Raw genomic sequence first — 13,744 nt, forward strand, 5'->3', positions numbered from 1 at the left:
AGCCGAACCGAGGCAGTGACTCCGGACAGCTCAAGCAGGACCACCAACGTCGAACGCTGCTTGCCGGGGCATGCTACGCACACTGGGCAGGTGAAGGTGACGAACGGAGCAGCCCGCGGGCATCACCCCGTGGGAGGTCGACAAGGGTCAACGGCAACGGCTGCACGATTCTCGGCAGTAGGCCCACGGCGCGGGCATTGAGGGCATCTCCAAGATGACGGAGGAGCATCTGCGCAAGGTTGGCAGGCGCGAGCAGCCCCAGATGGCCAAACGTCAGGCTGGGCGGCCATAGCCCCCGAGCGGCGCCGCACACGTCGCGGCGTTGCTCACGGTGCTGAACCAATGGTGGCGAGCAGGTCCCAACAGGCCTGCTCGCATGCCCGGCAAGACTCGGCGCAGATGCGGCAGTGCTGTGCACTTCCGGACGGACGCAAAGCCCGGGTGGCGCCAGGAAACCTCAGTCCCGATCGAAACCGGCAGCCTTGACGAGTGAGATGGGAGTGCCAAGTTCGACGGTACGGGAGACGGTGCAGAGCCGGTCGTGCGACTGCTGCATCGACCTGGGCAGTGCCTCGCGTGCCTTGTCGCCGTCCGCGCCCGCCGGGAACGTCACCGTGAACTCGACCGTGAGGTTCTGCATCCGGTTTCCTCCGGCCGCGTCCCGGATTTTGTCGCCAGTGACTCCGACGGAGAACTGGGTCGGTTCGGCGCGGCGGCTGGTGATGTAGTCGACGTCTACGGCGGTACAGCCGCCGATGGCGGCCAGCAGCAGCTCCACCGGCGTGAAGCTGGCATCCTCACCCGTGCCCATCGACATCGATCCGCCTCGGGCGTTCCGCACGACGTATTTTCCCACGCTGGTGCGCTCGATCTCCACCGAGCGGAAGCTGTCCTCACTCATGACCGGGACGCTACCCAGGCCTTCTGGCCCCCGAGTCACCGGCCTAGCCGACCGATCGCCCATCCTCTACTGCCAGTGACTGCCATGCCAGGACAGCGTCGATCAGAAGTGCCGCACCGGCGCCGTGTGGGCCACCCACCTCGGTCTCAGCTAAAGGTTCGAGCCGTGCCCCACCGGTGCCGGTACTTCTCGGGACCAAATGCGTCGGCGAACAGGAACTGGTACCTCTTGCGCTCGTCGTCGACATTGCGCGGGTTGTGGACTGGCGACGTCAATCATCGGCTGTTGTGCAGGGGGCTGCCCGCGTAGTCAGGGACGGGTCTTCGCCTTGCTGAACACGGGCGGCACGTCGTACACCGACAGCTCCGGGCGGGGTCGCCCGTCGGACGTGGTTACGCCCACCGGCGCTCGAGCGCGGTGTCCGCGCCGGCCGGGTGCACAAAGAAACGGGGGCGATACCTGCGCCGGGCGCAGCCGCAAGACGCCCCATTGGTTGAGTCACTGCCTGCTCGACTGCCATAACGCCAGGCCATGCACCTCGCGGCCCGCCGGAGCAGCCAGAAGCCATCCCTCTACCCCATGAACACGGTAGGCCGGGTGGGTTTGCTCCGCCGCTGCTCGTTCTGTTTTCGCCACCCGTACCGGGTCACGCCCTGCGGCTTGAACACCGAGAGGATCACGGTGAGGAGCAGCATTACCAGGCCACCGACGGAATGGAGCAGTGTTCCAGGCAACCCGCGCGGATCGGGGCTGGACGCCGCCGCCTGCGCCAGGTAGCTCACGGTCTGTGTCTCTAGCAGCAGGATGGTTGCGGCAAAGACGGTGAGCAGGAGTTTTGCCAACACCCAGTAGTGCCGGAACAGGCCCCACGGCGTGCCTAGCGCGTTGACGGTCCCAACGAGCACCGATGCGAGAGCCAGCGGGACGATGGCGTACAGGATGATCACTTCCATCGCGAAGTACGCGCCACGAACCGTCTGGACGCTTTGACTGGTCACCGCGGTGACGTCGAGAGCGAGGTAGGCGAGGACCGCGCCCAGCCAACCGACCGAAGTGGCGACGTGGATGGTCAGCACGGCCTTACGCAGACGGGGAGACATGGTCATCGATAGCTTCCGTGCGACGCGTGGTTCGCGCCGGGACTACTGACGAAGACTGCCGGTATGTCGCCGTCGGGCGTTGGTGCGCCGGTGGCAGCGGCGTGCCGGCCGGGACCGTGGCCGCTGCCGGTAATCGCCAGGATCACGGCCAGCAGGATCAGGACGCCGACGATGACCGCGGACACCTTCACCCAACGCGGCGCCCGGGGAGGTTCGCTGCGGGGCGACCCACGGTCGGAGTCCAGGCCGGTGCCCTCGCCAGCTGGGCGGGAGCGGGGCGGATCTGTCATGAGCTTCCTCCCGGGTGACCTTTTGCGAGACACTTCGCCTCCATCAAATCATAGTGTTCTGGTGGTAGCCATCCCGTATGCTTTGGTGGTGCCGAAGTTGTGGAACACGACGATCGAGGCGCATCGCCAGACGGTGCGCGACGCGATCTTGGAAACCACCTGGGCGCTGGTGAGCAAGCATGGGTTGATGTCGGTGACGATGACGCAGATCGCCGAGAAGGCCGGCATCGGTCGCGCCACGCTGTACAAGTACTTCCCGGATGTCGAGTCCATCCTGACCGCCCAGCATGAACGTCACGTCGCCAGCCACCTCGCGCATCTCACTGAACTCCGCGACCAACCCGGCACCGCGGGCGAGCGGCTCGAAGCGGTTCTCCAGCGCTACGCCATCATGTGCCACTACCGGCAGCGACACGGCACGGAAGAACTGGCGGCACTCCTGCACCGAAATGAGCATGTCGCTAACGCTCAGCAGCAGCTCATCGACCTGTTCCGAGACCTGCTGACCGAGGTCGCCGCAGGCGAACTGCGCGACGACGTCGCGCCTGACGAGCTTGCGAGCTACTGCCTGCACGCTCTCACCGCAGCCAGCAGTATGCCGAGCGATGCCGCAGTCAACCGCCTTGTCGCGGTCACGCTGGCCGGGCTACGGCCTCCACCCTCGTAAGCCCAGAACCGGGGATGCACCAGCAGGACCGGGAGACCTTCGGCAGGCGGCCACAGGGTTAATCATCGCTGCGAACAGCGTGGCGTTCCACTACACCGGGCGCGGTGCGCGAACAGCCGTTCCCCGAACTCTGTGCCGATTACGAGAGACCGCCTATTCGCGGTCCTGGCCAGCGGGGAGCACGTGAAGCCGCCTGCCACGCCCGGAGCGGGACGGCAACTGCCATGGGTTACGCGGACTGCTCCCGTTGCTGCGGGCTGGGCGCCTGGAGCAACGAGCAGGCTCGCCTGCAGGACTGGTGCATGAGGCGAGACCCAGAACCGCGCGAGCCACCCGCTCCGGACTCTGGCGTGGACGTCGGTCTTCGACGTCCACGCCAGAGGAGTGATCTTCAAAGTGCCGATGGTAGCCAGTCCCGCCGCGACCGCCTCCAGCACGCAGGCTGTTCAGTGCGCGTGGGCCTGAACGTCGGCAGATGGCTTCAGGGTCGGCACGATGAGCAGTGCGAGGACAGCGGAAACCGCAGCCACGATTGCGGCAAAGGTGAAGCCGCGGGTAAAGCCGGTGCTGCTGCTGCCGGCGATGCTCGCCGCGGCGATGCTGGAGACCACGGCGGCTCCGAGGGCGGCGCCGAACTCGTGGAAGGTGCTGAGCAGGCCCGACGCGATTCCCGCCTCGTGATGAGCGACGTGTCCCAGCGCGGTCGTGGAGGCGGCGACGAAGGCGGCGCCGATTCCCGCTGCGCCGACGCTGATCCCCGTCACCACCAGAGCCGGACCGGTCCCGAGCGCGGGTACCGCGGTGCCGAGGGCCGCGATCGTAAGGCCCGTCATCGCGATGGGCCGGGCGCCGATGCGGCCAACGACCTGGCCGGCGACGTGGGCGCCGATGATCGTGGCCACGGCGACCGGCAGGAACAGCAGCCCGGTTCGCAGGGGGCCGTAGCCCTTGTGGTGCTGCAGGTAGAACGAGCCGAGGAAGAACACCGCGATCATCAGCGCGGTTGCCACCAGGATCAGGAACGTGCCACCGGCCACCGACCGTCGGGTCAGGAGCCGCAGGTCCATCAGCGGCGAGCGCACGGTGCGTTGCACGACGGCAAACAGGGCGTACAGGATGACGGCGCCGGCCAGGGTCCCGAGGGTCGCGGCGGTCAGCCAGCCCCGGTCGCCCGCGTTGATCAGCGCGTAGATCGCTGCGCCGGTCGCGGCCGTGACAAGGATGGCGCCCGGAACGTCCAGGCGCGCCCGAGTTCCTTGCGGCAGCTCTGCCGGCAGCATCCGGGCTAGTACCGCCAGCACGATCAGGCCGATGGGCACGTTGATGTAGAACACCCACTGCCAGCCGGGACCGGCGGTCAGGACACCACCGAGCAGGACACCGATCGCAGAGCCGCCACCGCCCAGCGCCGACCAGATGCCGAGCGCCTTGTTGCGCTCCTGTCCGTGGAAGATTCTCGTCACCACCGACAGGGCCGCGGGTGACAGCATCGCCGCACCAACGCCCTGCGCGACGCGGCCGCCGATCAGCATCGCGGCGTCGGCGGCCAGACCGGTGACCAGAGACGCGACGGTGAACACGAGCAGGCCGAGCAGCACCACGCGGCGGGAACCGAACAGATCCGCCGCCCTGCCGCCGAGAAGCATCAGGCCGCCGAACATCAAGGTGTAGGCGCTGACCACCCACGTCAACGTGTCGCGTTGCAGCGCGAGGTCCGTGCCGATGTGCGGCAGCGCGATCGCCACCACGGTGACGTCGAGGATGAGCATGAACTGGGCGATGCCGAGCAGTGCCAGCATGCGCCAGCGGCGTGAGTCGGTTGCGGTGGTTTCCGGTTGGTCGACGGCCTGAGCGGACACGGCGTCGCCTCCAATTCGAACAGCAGTGTTTGACTTGTGTCGGGGTACAGTAACTCGTACACCACTGTTCAACAAGGGGGATCGGGTGACGGTACCGACGTCGGCGCAGCCGCTGGCCAGGCGAGCGGATGCGCAGCGCAGCATCGCGGCGATACTCAAGGCCGCGGTGAACGCCCTTAGCCGCGACCCGGATGCCAGCGTCAGCGACATCGCCAAGGCGGCCGGCGTCGGGAGGGTCACGCTCTACGGCCACTTCCCGAATCGCGCCGACCTGGTCGAGGCGGCGCTCGCCCACGCCATCGACCAGGGCCACGCCGCACTCGACGCGGTCGACCTGGTCGGCGACACCCGGCAGGCACTCACGCGGCTGATCGACTCCAGCTGGCTGCTGGTAAACCAGTCCCGCGCCCTCCTGCTCGCCGCCCAGGCAGTTCTCCCGCCAAGCCGCATCCGCGACCTACATGCCGGACCGGTCGAGCGCGTCGAAGGCCTCGTCAAACGCGGTCAGGACGACGGAGCGTTCCGCAGCGACCTATCCACTTCATGGCTGGTCGGTGTCATGCACAGCGTGATGCACACCGCCGCCGACGAGATCAACGCCGGCCGCCTCGATCCTGACCAGGCCGCGGCATTCATCACCGCGACCGTCCTGGCCGCCTTCACGCCGCCCGGACGGCGCGTCCCCGCCTGAGAACCGTCAGGCCAACCGGTCCCGTCCGCGCTGGCCCCCCGGCGGCGCGCACTCGGGCAGCGGAGGCCTCGCGAGCCGCTACATCGGTCGCGACGACATGTCGCAGAAGTCGTTGCAGCGCTCCGGTGAGCAGGTCCGCCGCTCAATGGACATCCCGAGTGAGCAGACCGCCGTCCCGCCTCGATCAGTTCAGGGATGCAGCAAGCGGGGACCGGAGCTACGGGAGGAGTACGTCTTGCTGTATCTGGAGAGGGCAACTGGCGGCCGGTCTCCGAGTGGGTAGGGCCGCAGGCCGAGCCCCCTGTCGGCGCCCGGCCTGCAGCTGTTCGTGAGTGGTATCAGCTGGAGTAGCCGCGGGCGGCGATCCAGTTGGCCAGCTTCTGGTCGGTCATCCAGTAGTGCTTCTCCGGGTCGTACGGGTCGGCCACCTTCAGCCGGTCGCCATCGTCGCGGTACCCGACAATGGTCACGTAGTGCCCGCTGGGGAACACGTGCTGGTCGCCTTCGGTGTCCACACCGGTGCCCATGGTGTTGGCCACGACGCCTCGCTTGGCGTCGACCGCCTCAACCACGTCGGTACGCAGCTTGTCGACCTGCGCAGGTGTGGCGGTGGCGCCGCCGATCTCGGTGGTCTCGTAGCCACCGCCGGTCACCTCGTTGAGTACCCGGGTGGTGTCGTTCGCAGAGTTGGTACCGTCCTCGGTCGTGCCCAGCTTCTGGGCGACCTCCTTCTGAGGCAGGACCTTGCCCTGAGTTGACAGGGCGATCCGGGTCGCGGCCGGGGCGCAGTAATAGCCGTTCGGTTGCTTCTGGTAGTCGTACTCCAGCACCCGCTTGTCTTCCGGCGGCTGCTGCGGCGGCTCCGGCGGCGGGGGCGGCGGCTGCACAGCAGCGGTCGGCTTGTTCTCTGTGGGGCTGGCGTGAGCGGCCATCGGAGCGGCAACAGCGCCACCGGTGACCATGAGAGCAACGGACAGAGTGCTCTTGCAAAGAAGTGACTGCATCGTCAGGCTCCCATCGAGTTGAGGCCTCCGGTACGTCGGAGGGGCGATACCCACGGGGACGGAACGCCCGTAGTACGCCATTGGTGCCTCGGATACTCCCGGCTTCTGTGGCTCACCATCGGCTTGCCGGGCTCTCGGCCGTCGAATACCCGGTGGAGTTTCGTGAAAACACTGCGTATTTCGCGGAGTAGGAGGAGAATGGGCCGCCTTCAGGCGGCCAGCCGGACCGCCGCACCGCCGGCCCGTGCTCTGAAGCCGGCCCAGGCCCAGCAGATGATCGCCGCCGCGTTGAAGGTGACCGACGCATGCACGTCAACGACGAACCGCACCCTCGGGCGTATTGACGTGCTCGACGAGCGGATCCTCACGCCGAGTGGCAGCCGCACCGCTGCGGGCCGGAGGCGAAAGCCCTCGTGGCTACTCTCGTCTGGCCACCATCCCCACCTCCCCGGCGGTAAGCAACGGTGGCGGCTCATCCGCCGCGAGCGGACACGGCGAGCTGACCTTTACGCGTGCTGGTCACCGCGCCCGGCGTCACTGCACACCCTCATGCAGGTGGCCAGGTCCCCCTGGCCAACGTCGCCCTCAATGTGCCCCGAGCAGCGCAGCACCTCTGCACGGCTTCTTCGCAGGAAATTGCTGGCCGAGGCCCGCCGCCACGGCAGGCGCTGTCCGCCACGACGACGCGCCTACCGGCCCGGCGGCGGTTGCCCATCCCGGTTCGCTGGCGCAGCGGTAGACCCATCCCTCACATCGCCGCCCGCCAGGAGCAGCCAGTGACGAAGACTCCCGGAGAGTCGAGTGCGGCGCTGAGGGGTCGGGCCATATGCGTCAAATTCGGCGCGCGGTAAGCCATCGGTCTGGCCAGTAGCCGCTGCCGTCCAGCAGCGGTGCGCCGGAAAGGTCACCCATGGTCGGGCCGTCTGTCTGGGACCTGCTGGAGATGAACCGGTGGTGCCCCCCGTCGTCGAGGCCCAGATAGATGCCCGAGTGATCGATTTGGTCGTTGGGTACCGGCTGAGCGTTCAGGAACACCAGGTCGCCGGGGAGCAGACGGTCGATGGCTCGGGCTCGCTGCCCGGAATTGGGCATCAGTTGCGCACCGGGGCCGAATTCTGCCATCGCATATGCCCGTCGGGGCAGGCCCTCACCGGGCGTGTTCGTGCCGCGCAGCGGATAACCGAGGCGGTGACCGTAGACCATCCGGAGGTAGCCGGAGCAGTCCAGTGCCAGCTTGCGTTGCGGCTCGGGCGTTTCGCTTTTGCCGTCCGGGAACGTCCAAGAGACGCCAAGGTAGTCGTAGAAATCAGATCGCTCCTGACGGCCATCCGGGTCCGCAGGGTCCGGCGGCCCGAATGATGCGTCCCCCGCATACTGTTGTCCATCGTTGTTCTTCTTCGCCGGGGCTTCGTCGACGTATTCGAAGGCGATCGCCAGCACATCCGGTGAGCGGTCCTGGCGGGCTGCTGAGAGCCAATCAACGAACCACGCCTGGGTTTCCGCGCCGGCCCGCCACGGCTGCGGTGCGATCCGAACCCACACCTGCGTATCGACCTTCGCGGATGTAAAGGTCGGCTCCTCAAACGTTCGCGTCGGCCCGTAGATTTGCACAGTCCGCGCGCCATCAGTCATGACCGCCACAGGTTGCCCGGACGAGTCGATGATCTCCGTACGGTCTGGCTCCTTCGACCGCTGGTAGGTGTAGCCCGAGGGGCCAGATGTGCGCCCCCCGGCCGCACCCGCGCCACCTAACGTGATTTCGGGTTGATCGTCTGGATTTGGCCGCACCGCCACATAGGTGATCGCGGCGGTAAGAACCAACAGCATGAACCCGGCGATGTTCAGTAGGACGACGCGTCTACGAAAGTGCGCCCAGAGTTTCATTCCACCTTCTCCCCTCTTGGGACTAGGCCTGGGCGATCGGCCAGCTCACTGGCACAAAATCGGCGCATAGCAATATCATTTCGGCCTACAACTGTTCGCTGGCCCATTACCCGCTACTGGCTTCTACTAACGAGCAGTAGTAGACGTGCCGGGCGCATCTGTCGAACGTCCGGTGGTGTTCGGTGTGCGTCCACTCGGCTTGGCGCTGCCTTGCCTGTTTGCGTTCGGCGACCTGCTTGCCCGGCAGGGAGCAGCCGAAGTGCGGCCAATAGCTCGGTGGGTGCCTTCGTTCTCTGGTGGCCCACCGGCAACTGCGCGGAGTCCCCAGTTAGAGCAGCGGCAGGACGGGTAAGCGCTGTCGCCCAAGTCCTACTATCCGCGGCCGTAGTTCGCCCTGATCTGACAGATCCGTCGTCAGCGGCCCTTGCCGGACATTGCGGAGGAAGCATGAGCAGGAAGCGTTTCCCACTCGTCGGGGCAGGTGGCTTCGTCGCTCTGGCCATCGCTATCGGGGGCTGCAGCGATGGGTTGCTGGTCACCGCGGCGGTCGCGACGGCCAGCCCGCACACGCCCGGCCCAGCGGGGTCCGCGCATGGCTCGGCCATGTTCGCGGCGATGATGGTCTCGCACCACGAGGAAGGCATCGAGTTCGCCCAGCTGGCGGTGAACAAGGCGTCAACGCCTGGTGTGAAGACGCTGGCTGAACGCTCGTTGCGCCATCAGCAGGCGGAGCTGCCCGAGCTTCGACGAATCGCGCAAGGGGGGAACATGACCGCGGAGCCGCCGGAGCCGCCGCTGGCAAAATTCAACGAGCAGGAGATGAGCGAGCTGCAGGCGCTGTCCGGCCGCGAGTTCGACCTCGGCTGGTTGGACGCGTTCAGCGCTCACCACATGTCGGCGATCATGATGGCGGACATGGAACTGGCCTCCGGTGAAGGCCAGGCCACGGACCTCGCCAGGAAGATCCACGACGAGCAGCTGCAAGACGTTAGCGAGATGAACAATCTGCGCGACCAGCTGCGATAGCGCATTTGCTCTGTCGAGGACGTCGTTGACGACGAACTGCCTGGGTCTGGCAGGGCGGCTCTGAACGAGATGACCGTTTCGTCGGTCAAATGACGGTCGAGGCGCACCTGTCCTGGCAGGTGCGCCTCGACGCTGTCTCAACTGGCGGTGCGGAAGCGGCGCAGCCGGAGGCTGTTGGCGACCACGAAGACCGAGGAGAAGGCCATCGCAGCGCCGGCGATCATGGGGTTGAGCAGGCCGGCTGCGGCCAGTGGCAGGGCGGCCACGTTGTAGGCGAAGGCCCAGAACAGGTTGCCCTTGATGATGCCGAGGGTGCGGCGGGAGAGCCGGATCGCGTCCACGGCGGCCATCAGGTCGCCCCGGACCAGGGTCAGGTCGGACGCCTCGATCGCCACGTCGGTGCCGGTGCCCATGGCCAGCCCCAGGTCGGCCTGGGCCAGCGCGGCGGCGTCGTTGATCCCGTCGCCGACCATCGCCACGGTCTTCCCCTCGCCCTGGAGCCGCTTGACCACGTCGACCTTGTCGGCCGGCAGCACCTCGGCGATTACCTCGTCGATGCCCACCTCGGCGGCCACGGCCCGGGCGACGGTGGTGTTGTCGCCGGTTAGCAGCACCGGCGTCAGGCCGAGGGCGCGCAGTCGGGTGACCGCCGCCCGGCTGGTCGGCTTGACCACGTCGGCCACCGCGAGGACGCCGCGGGCGCGACCGTCCCAGCCGGCCAGCACCGCCGTCCGTCCCTCGCCCTCCGCGGCGGTCACCGCCCGCGCGACCTCGTCCGGTACGTCGAGACCGCGCTCGCGCAGCAGCCGGAGCCGGCCGACGAGCACGTCACGGCCGTCGATGGTGCCGGTCACGCCGAGCCCTTCGACGTTGGCGAAGTCGGTCACTGATGCCAGCGCGCCGGCCCGCGACGCTCCGACGGCGATCGCCTGAGCGATTGGGTGCTCACTGGCGGCCTCCAGTGCGCCGGCCAGCCGGAGCAGTTCGTCGGCGTCCTGGCCGTGGACGGGCAGGACGTCGACCAGGGTCATCTTGCCCGTGGTGACGGTGCCGGTCTTGTCCAGCACCACGGTGTCCACCCGCTTGGTGGACTCCAGTACCTCCGGGCCTTTGATGAGGATGCCGAGTTGGGCGCCGCGGCCGGTGCCGACCAGCAGGGCGGTCGGGGTGGCCAGGCCGAGGGCGCACGGGCAGGCGATGATCAGTACCGCCACGGCGGCGGTGAACGCGGCGGTCAGGCCGCTGTCGTTGCCGACCCAGAAGCCGAGGGTGGCGACGGCGAGCGCGATCACGATCGGGACGAAGACGCCGGAGATCCGGTCGGCGAGGCGCTGCACGGCGGCCTTGCCGGTTTGGGCCTGCTCGACCAGCTTCGCCATCTGGGCCAGCTGGGTGTCGCCGCCGATCCGGGTGGCGGTGACTACGAGGCGACCGCCGGCGTTGACGGTGGCGCCGACGACGGTGTCGCCTGGGCCGACCTCGACCGGCACGGACTCGCCGGTCAGCATGCTGGCGTCGACAGCGGAGGTGCCTTCGTGGACGACGCCGTCGGTGGCGATCTTCTCGCCGGGGCGGACCACGAACCGGTCCCCGACGGCGAGCTGGTCGACCGGGATCCGGGTCTCGACGCCGTCGCGCAGCACCGCGACGTCCTTGGCCCCGAGTTGGAGCAGGGCGCGCAGGGCCGCTCCGGCGGTGCGCTTGGAGCGGGCCTCGAAGTAGCGGCCGGCGAGGATGAAGGTGGTGACCCCGGCTGCGGCCTCCAGGTAGATGTTGCCGGCGCCGTCGGTGCGGCTGATGTCGAAGCTGAAGGGGTGGGTCATCCCCGGCGTGCCGGCGGTGCCGAAGAAGAGCGCCCACAGCGACCAGCCGAACGCGGCGATCGTGCCGAGCGAGACCACGGTGTCCATGGTCGCCGCGCCGTGTCGCAGGTTGATCCAGGCCGCCCGGTGAAACGGCAGGCCGCCGTAGACGACCACCGGCGCGGCCAGGGTCAGCGACAGCCACTGCCAGTAGGTGAACTGCCAGGCCGGCACCATGGCTAGCAGGACCACCGGCACGGTCAGCGCCACCGAGACCCACAGCCGGGTCCGCAGGCCGCGTAGCTCGTCGGCGGGCTCCGCGGCCGCGGGCGCGCCGGCCGGGGTGGGTGGAGGCGGCACGGCGGCGGTGTAGCCGGTCTTCTCCACCGTGGTGATCAGGTCCTGCGGCGTGACCGTGCCGTCGTAGCGGACGGTGGCCTTCTCGGTGGCGTAGTTGACCGTGGCGGTCACGCCGTCCAGGCGGTTGAGTTTCTTCTCGATCCGGGCCGCGCAGGAGGCGCAGGTCATCCCGCCGATCGCCAGTTCGATCTGGTTCGGCGCGACGCGCAGCGGCTTGGCGGGTGAGGTCATGACAGGCTCCGGTTTCAGTTGTGGGCGTGGCCGGGCTCGCCGTGTCCGTCGGTCGCTGACGGACGTGGGGTGGCGGGGCCTGCCGGGGCGGTGCCTCCACTCGTGGGGGCGTCGCCGGCGGTCAGGGTGAATTCCGCGGTGCGGACGGTGCCCTGGTGCTGGAAGTCGAGGAAGAGCCGGTATGTGCCGGCCGATGGGACCTCGGCGAAGAAGGTGACCTGCGGTCCGGGTTGAGTCCGCCCGTCGCCGGGCTCGCCGTCCGGGTGCACGTGCAGGTACGCCAGGTCGCCCTGACGCAGCGCCACCAGGTGCCCGTACGCGCCCAGGTAGGGCTGTAGGTCGGTCACCGGAGCGCCGTCGCGGCTCACGTTCAGGGTCAGCTCGGCGGTGCGGCCGGGTTGCAGGGTGCCGGCGATGGTGACGGTGTACCCGTCGATGGTGCTGCTGGCTGCCGGTGCCGGCAGCGGACGTGGGGTGAACGGACCGGGGACGGGCACGTCCACGCCGAGGGTCAGCGGCTCGGCCCCGGTGGGGGTGAAGTCGGCGAACGCCCGCCAGGTGCCCGGCTCGCCGAGCGGTGAGGCGACCCGCCAGGTGCCGTCCGGCGCCATCTCCGGGTGCACGTGCCGGAAGCCGGAGAGGTCCCGCCGGGTGACGATCAGGTGCATCCGCTTGTCGTGTGCCTCGTCGAAGGTGGTGACGGGGCGTCCGTCGGGGCCGGTGATCCGGAAGGCGAACTCATCCGTCGGGGCGGTGATCGGGGCCAGGGTGTAGCCGCGGTCGGAGACCTGCAGTCCGCCGGGGATCTGTTCGGCGGCCGCGGAGCCGGTGTCGTGGCCGGCGTCGTCGTGGCCGGTGGTGCTGTCGTGGCGGGTTTCGGCGGCCGGGGCGACGGGGTCGGCCACGTGGCCGACCCCGTACGCCGCGCCGAACACCGTCGCGAGGCCGAGGGTGAAACCGCTCAGCTTCGTCGCCGTGTTCATGTGACTGGCACCTCGGTTCTTCGGGTTGGTGAGAACTGTCAGGCGTCAACGAGGTCGTAGCCGGCCTCGTCGACGGCGGCCCGTACGGTGGCCGGGTCCAGCGGCGCCTCACTGGTCACGGTGACCTGACCGGCGGCCAGGTCGACCTGGACCTCACTGACGCCCGGAATGGCACCGACTTCGCTGCTGACCGAGTTGACGCAGTGGCCGCAGGTCATGCCCTTCACCTGGTACGTCGCGGTGGTCATGGAATGCTCCTCTCACGATTCACAATATACCCCCGGGGGGTAATTGGAGAACGGACGCGTCGGCCGCTCAAGGCAACACATACGGGGAGGGGGTATCCCGCATCGGCAACCGTAGCATACCCCCGAGGGGTACGCTATCCTGGATCTCATGACCACACCGACGCCCACCCCGACCAGGGGCTACACAGCCACCAAGGACCAGCTGCTCGCCCGGCTGCGCCGCGTCGAGGGGCAGGTCCGTGGCATCGAGAAGATGGTCGACGACGACCGCTACTGCATCGACGTCCTCACCCAGATCTCCGCCATCCAGGCCGCCCTGGACAAGGTCGCCCTCGGCCTGCTCGACGGACACGCCCGGCACTGCATGCACGAAGGTGCGGCGGAGGGCCGGGCCGACGAGATGGCCACCGAGATGATGGCCGCCGTCGGCCGCCTGATGAAGCGCGGCTGATTGCTCCCCGAGTAACCCGGTCAGTGCGCCGACGGCGCACTGACCGGTAGACATACCTGCCAGGAAGTGCGCGGACCGACTGTGTGGGTGGTAGAGGTAACGGTCGCCGCCACTGGTCGCTGCCAGCTACTGCTTGGCCGGCCCGCCGCCTGTGTGACGAGAAGGATCCGGCGGTGTCCGTAGGGCGGGTTTCCGCCCGTCAGTCGGAGTTGACACCTCGATCGGTCTCCGCAGGACGATCCGGACC

At 68.3% G+C, this 13,744-nt stretch carries 13 protein-coding genes; 4 read left to right on the forward strand and 9 right to left on the reverse strand.

Translation table 11 applies throughout. The annotated features are described in order from the left end of the window. Nucleotides 1-457 precede the first annotated feature (457 nt). The 3 genes from D7223_RS00815 to D7223_RS32945 form a co-directional block, all read right to left on the reverse strand. The gene (locus D7223_RS00815) at nucleotides 458-901 is read right to left on the reverse strand and encodes an OsmC family protein (protein WP_120723744.1); all 444 of its coding nucleotides are present in this window, start codon (nucleotides 899-901) and stop codon (nucleotides 458-460) included. A gap of 572 nt (nucleotides 902-1,473) precedes the next feature. Next, nucleotides 1,474-2,007, reverse strand: coding sequence for a DUF2269 domain-containing protein (locus D7223_RS00820; protein ID WP_120723746.1), 534 nt, complete (start codon nucleotides 2,005-2,007; stop codon nucleotides 1,474-1,476). Continuing rightward, complete coding sequence (locus D7223_RS32945) at nucleotides 2,004-2,186, reverse strand: hypothetical protein (RefSeq protein WP_186832193.1); 183 nt, start codon at nucleotides 2,184-2,186, stop codon at nucleotides 2,004-2,006. The genes D7223_RS00820 and D7223_RS32945 overlap by 4 nt, the downstream gene beginning before the upstream one ends. Nucleotides 2,187-2,352: 166 nt before the next feature. Here D7223_RS32945 and D7223_RS00830 point away from each other — a divergent pair, with 166 nt between their 5' ends. Beyond that, entirely contained in the window at nucleotides 2,353-2,958 is a 606-nt protein-coding gene (locus D7223_RS00830; RefSeq protein ID WP_238161399.1) for a TetR/AcrR family transcriptional regulator, read from the forward strand. Nucleotides 2,959-3,404: 446 nt separating this feature from the next. Here D7223_RS00830 and D7223_RS00835 read toward each other — a convergent pair whose 3' ends face one another. After that, nucleotides 3,405-4,817 (reverse strand): MFS transporter, encoded by a 1,413-nt coding sequence (locus D7223_RS00835; RefSeq protein WP_202864563.1) that lies wholly within the window; start codon nucleotides 4,815-4,817, stop codon nucleotides 3,405-3,407. Between the two features lie 85 nt (nucleotides 4,818-4,902). On the opposite strand from D7223_RS00835, the gene D7223_RS00840 reads away from it, so the two are divergent. Continuing rightward, nucleotides 4,903-5,508: a TetR/AcrR family transcriptional regulator gene (locus D7223_RS00840; protein WP_120723752.1), complete on the forward strand. Its 606-nt coding sequence runs from the start codon at nucleotides 4,903-4,905 to the stop codon at nucleotides 5,506-5,508. Between the two features lie 338 nt (nucleotides 5,509-5,846). On the opposite strand, the gene D7223_RS00845 is transcribed toward D7223_RS00840, so the two are convergent. Then, on the reverse strand, nucleotides 5,847-6,512 hold the full coding sequence (locus D7223_RS00845) for a C39 family peptidase (protein ID WP_120723754.1): 666 nt from the start codon (nucleotides 6,510-6,512) through the stop codon (nucleotides 5,847-5,849). Between the two features lie 831 nt (nucleotides 6,513-7,343). Continuing rightward, complete coding sequence (locus D7223_RS00850; RefSeq protein ID WP_238161402.1) at nucleotides 7,344-8,396, reverse strand: NlpC/P60 family protein; 1,053 nt, start codon at nucleotides 8,394-8,396, stop codon at nucleotides 7,344-7,346. Between the two features lie 447 nt (nucleotides 8,397-8,843). On the opposite strand from D7223_RS00850, the gene D7223_RS00855 reads away from it, so the two are divergent. Then, a complete protein-coding gene (locus tag D7223_RS00855) occupies nucleotides 8,844-9,422 on the forward strand; it encodes a DUF305 domain-containing protein (RefSeq protein ID WP_120723756.1) in 579 nt (192 codons plus the stop codon). Nucleotides 9,423-9,559: 137 nt separating this feature from the next. Here D7223_RS00855 and D7223_RS00860 read toward each other — a convergent pair whose 3' ends face one another. Genes D7223_RS00860 through D7223_RS00870 form a run of 3 tightly spaced genes read right to left on the reverse strand, consistent with a single transcriptional unit; the run spans nucleotide 9,560 to nucleotide 13,046 of the window. After that, nucleotides 9,560-11,815, reverse strand: a complete 2,256-nt coding sequence (locus D7223_RS00860) for a heavy metal translocating P-type ATPase (RefSeq protein ID WP_120723758.1) — start codon at nucleotides 11,813-11,815, stop codon at nucleotides 9,560-9,562. A gap of 14 nt (nucleotides 11,816-11,829) precedes the next feature. Beyond that, complete coding sequence (locus tag D7223_RS00865) at nucleotides 11,830-12,798, reverse strand: hypothetical protein (protein ID WP_120723760.1); 969 nt, start codon at nucleotides 12,796-12,798, stop codon at nucleotides 11,830-11,832. A 38-nt stretch (nucleotides 12,799-12,836) separates the two neighbouring features. Beyond that, nucleotides 12,837-13,046 carry a heavy-metal-associated domain-containing protein gene (locus D7223_RS00870; RefSeq protein ID WP_120723762.1) on the reverse strand — a complete coding sequence of 70 codons (210 nt, stop codon included), beginning with the start codon at nucleotides 13,044-13,046 and terminating at the stop codon, nucleotides 12,837-12,839. 148 nt (nucleotides 13,047-13,194) lie between these two features. On the opposite strand from D7223_RS00870, the gene D7223_RS00875 reads away from it, so the two are divergent. Further along, nucleotides 13,195-13,497, forward strand: coding sequence for a metal-sensitive transcriptional regulator (locus D7223_RS00875; RefSeq protein WP_089002271.1), 303 nt, complete (start codon nucleotides 13,195-13,197; stop codon nucleotides 13,495-13,497). Nucleotides 13,498-13,744: the final 247 nt, after the last annotated feature.

Origin of the sequence: Micromonospora endolithica (assembly GCF_003626595.1) — a bacterium.
Taxonomy (GTDB): domain Bacteria; phylum Actinomycetota; class Actinomycetes; order Mycobacteriales; family Micromonosporaceae; genus Micromonospora; species Micromonospora endolithica.

Coding starts and splice junctions, on each gene's coding strand:
- D7223_RS00815 (WP_120723744.1), bottom strand. CDS start 901: ATGAGTGAGGACAGCTTCCGCTCGGTGGAGATCGAGCGCACCAGCGTG.
- D7223_RS00820 (WP_120723746.1), bottom strand. CDS start 2,007: ATGACCATGTCTCCCCGTCTGCGTAAGGCCGTGCTGACCATCCACGTC.
- D7223_RS00845 (WP_120723754.1), bottom strand. CDS start 6,512: ATGCAGTCACTTCTTTGCAAGAGCACTCTGTCCGTTGCTCTCATGGTC.
- D7223_RS00850 (WP_238161402.1), bottom strand. CDS start 8,396: ATGAAACTCTGGGCGCACTTTCGTAGACGCGTCGTCCTACTGAACATC.
- D7223_RS00855 (WP_120723756.1), top strand. CDS start 8,844: ATGAGCAGGAAGCGTTTCCCACTCGTCGGGGCAGGTGGCTTCGTCGCT.
- D7223_RS00860 (WP_120723758.1), bottom strand. CDS start 11,815: ATGACCTCACCCGCCAAGCCGCTGCGCGTCGCGCCGAACCAGATCGAA.
- D7223_RS00865 (WP_120723760.1), bottom strand. CDS start 12,798: ATGAACACGGCGACGAAGCTGAGCGGTTTCACCCTCGGCCTCGCGACG.
- D7223_RS00870 (WP_120723762.1), bottom strand. CDS start 13,046: ATGACCACCGCGACGTACCAGGTGAAGGGCATGACCTGCGGCCACTGC.
- D7223_RS00875 (WP_089002271.1), top strand. CDS start 13,195: ATGACCACACCGACGCCCACCCCGACCAGGGGCTACACAGCCACCAAG.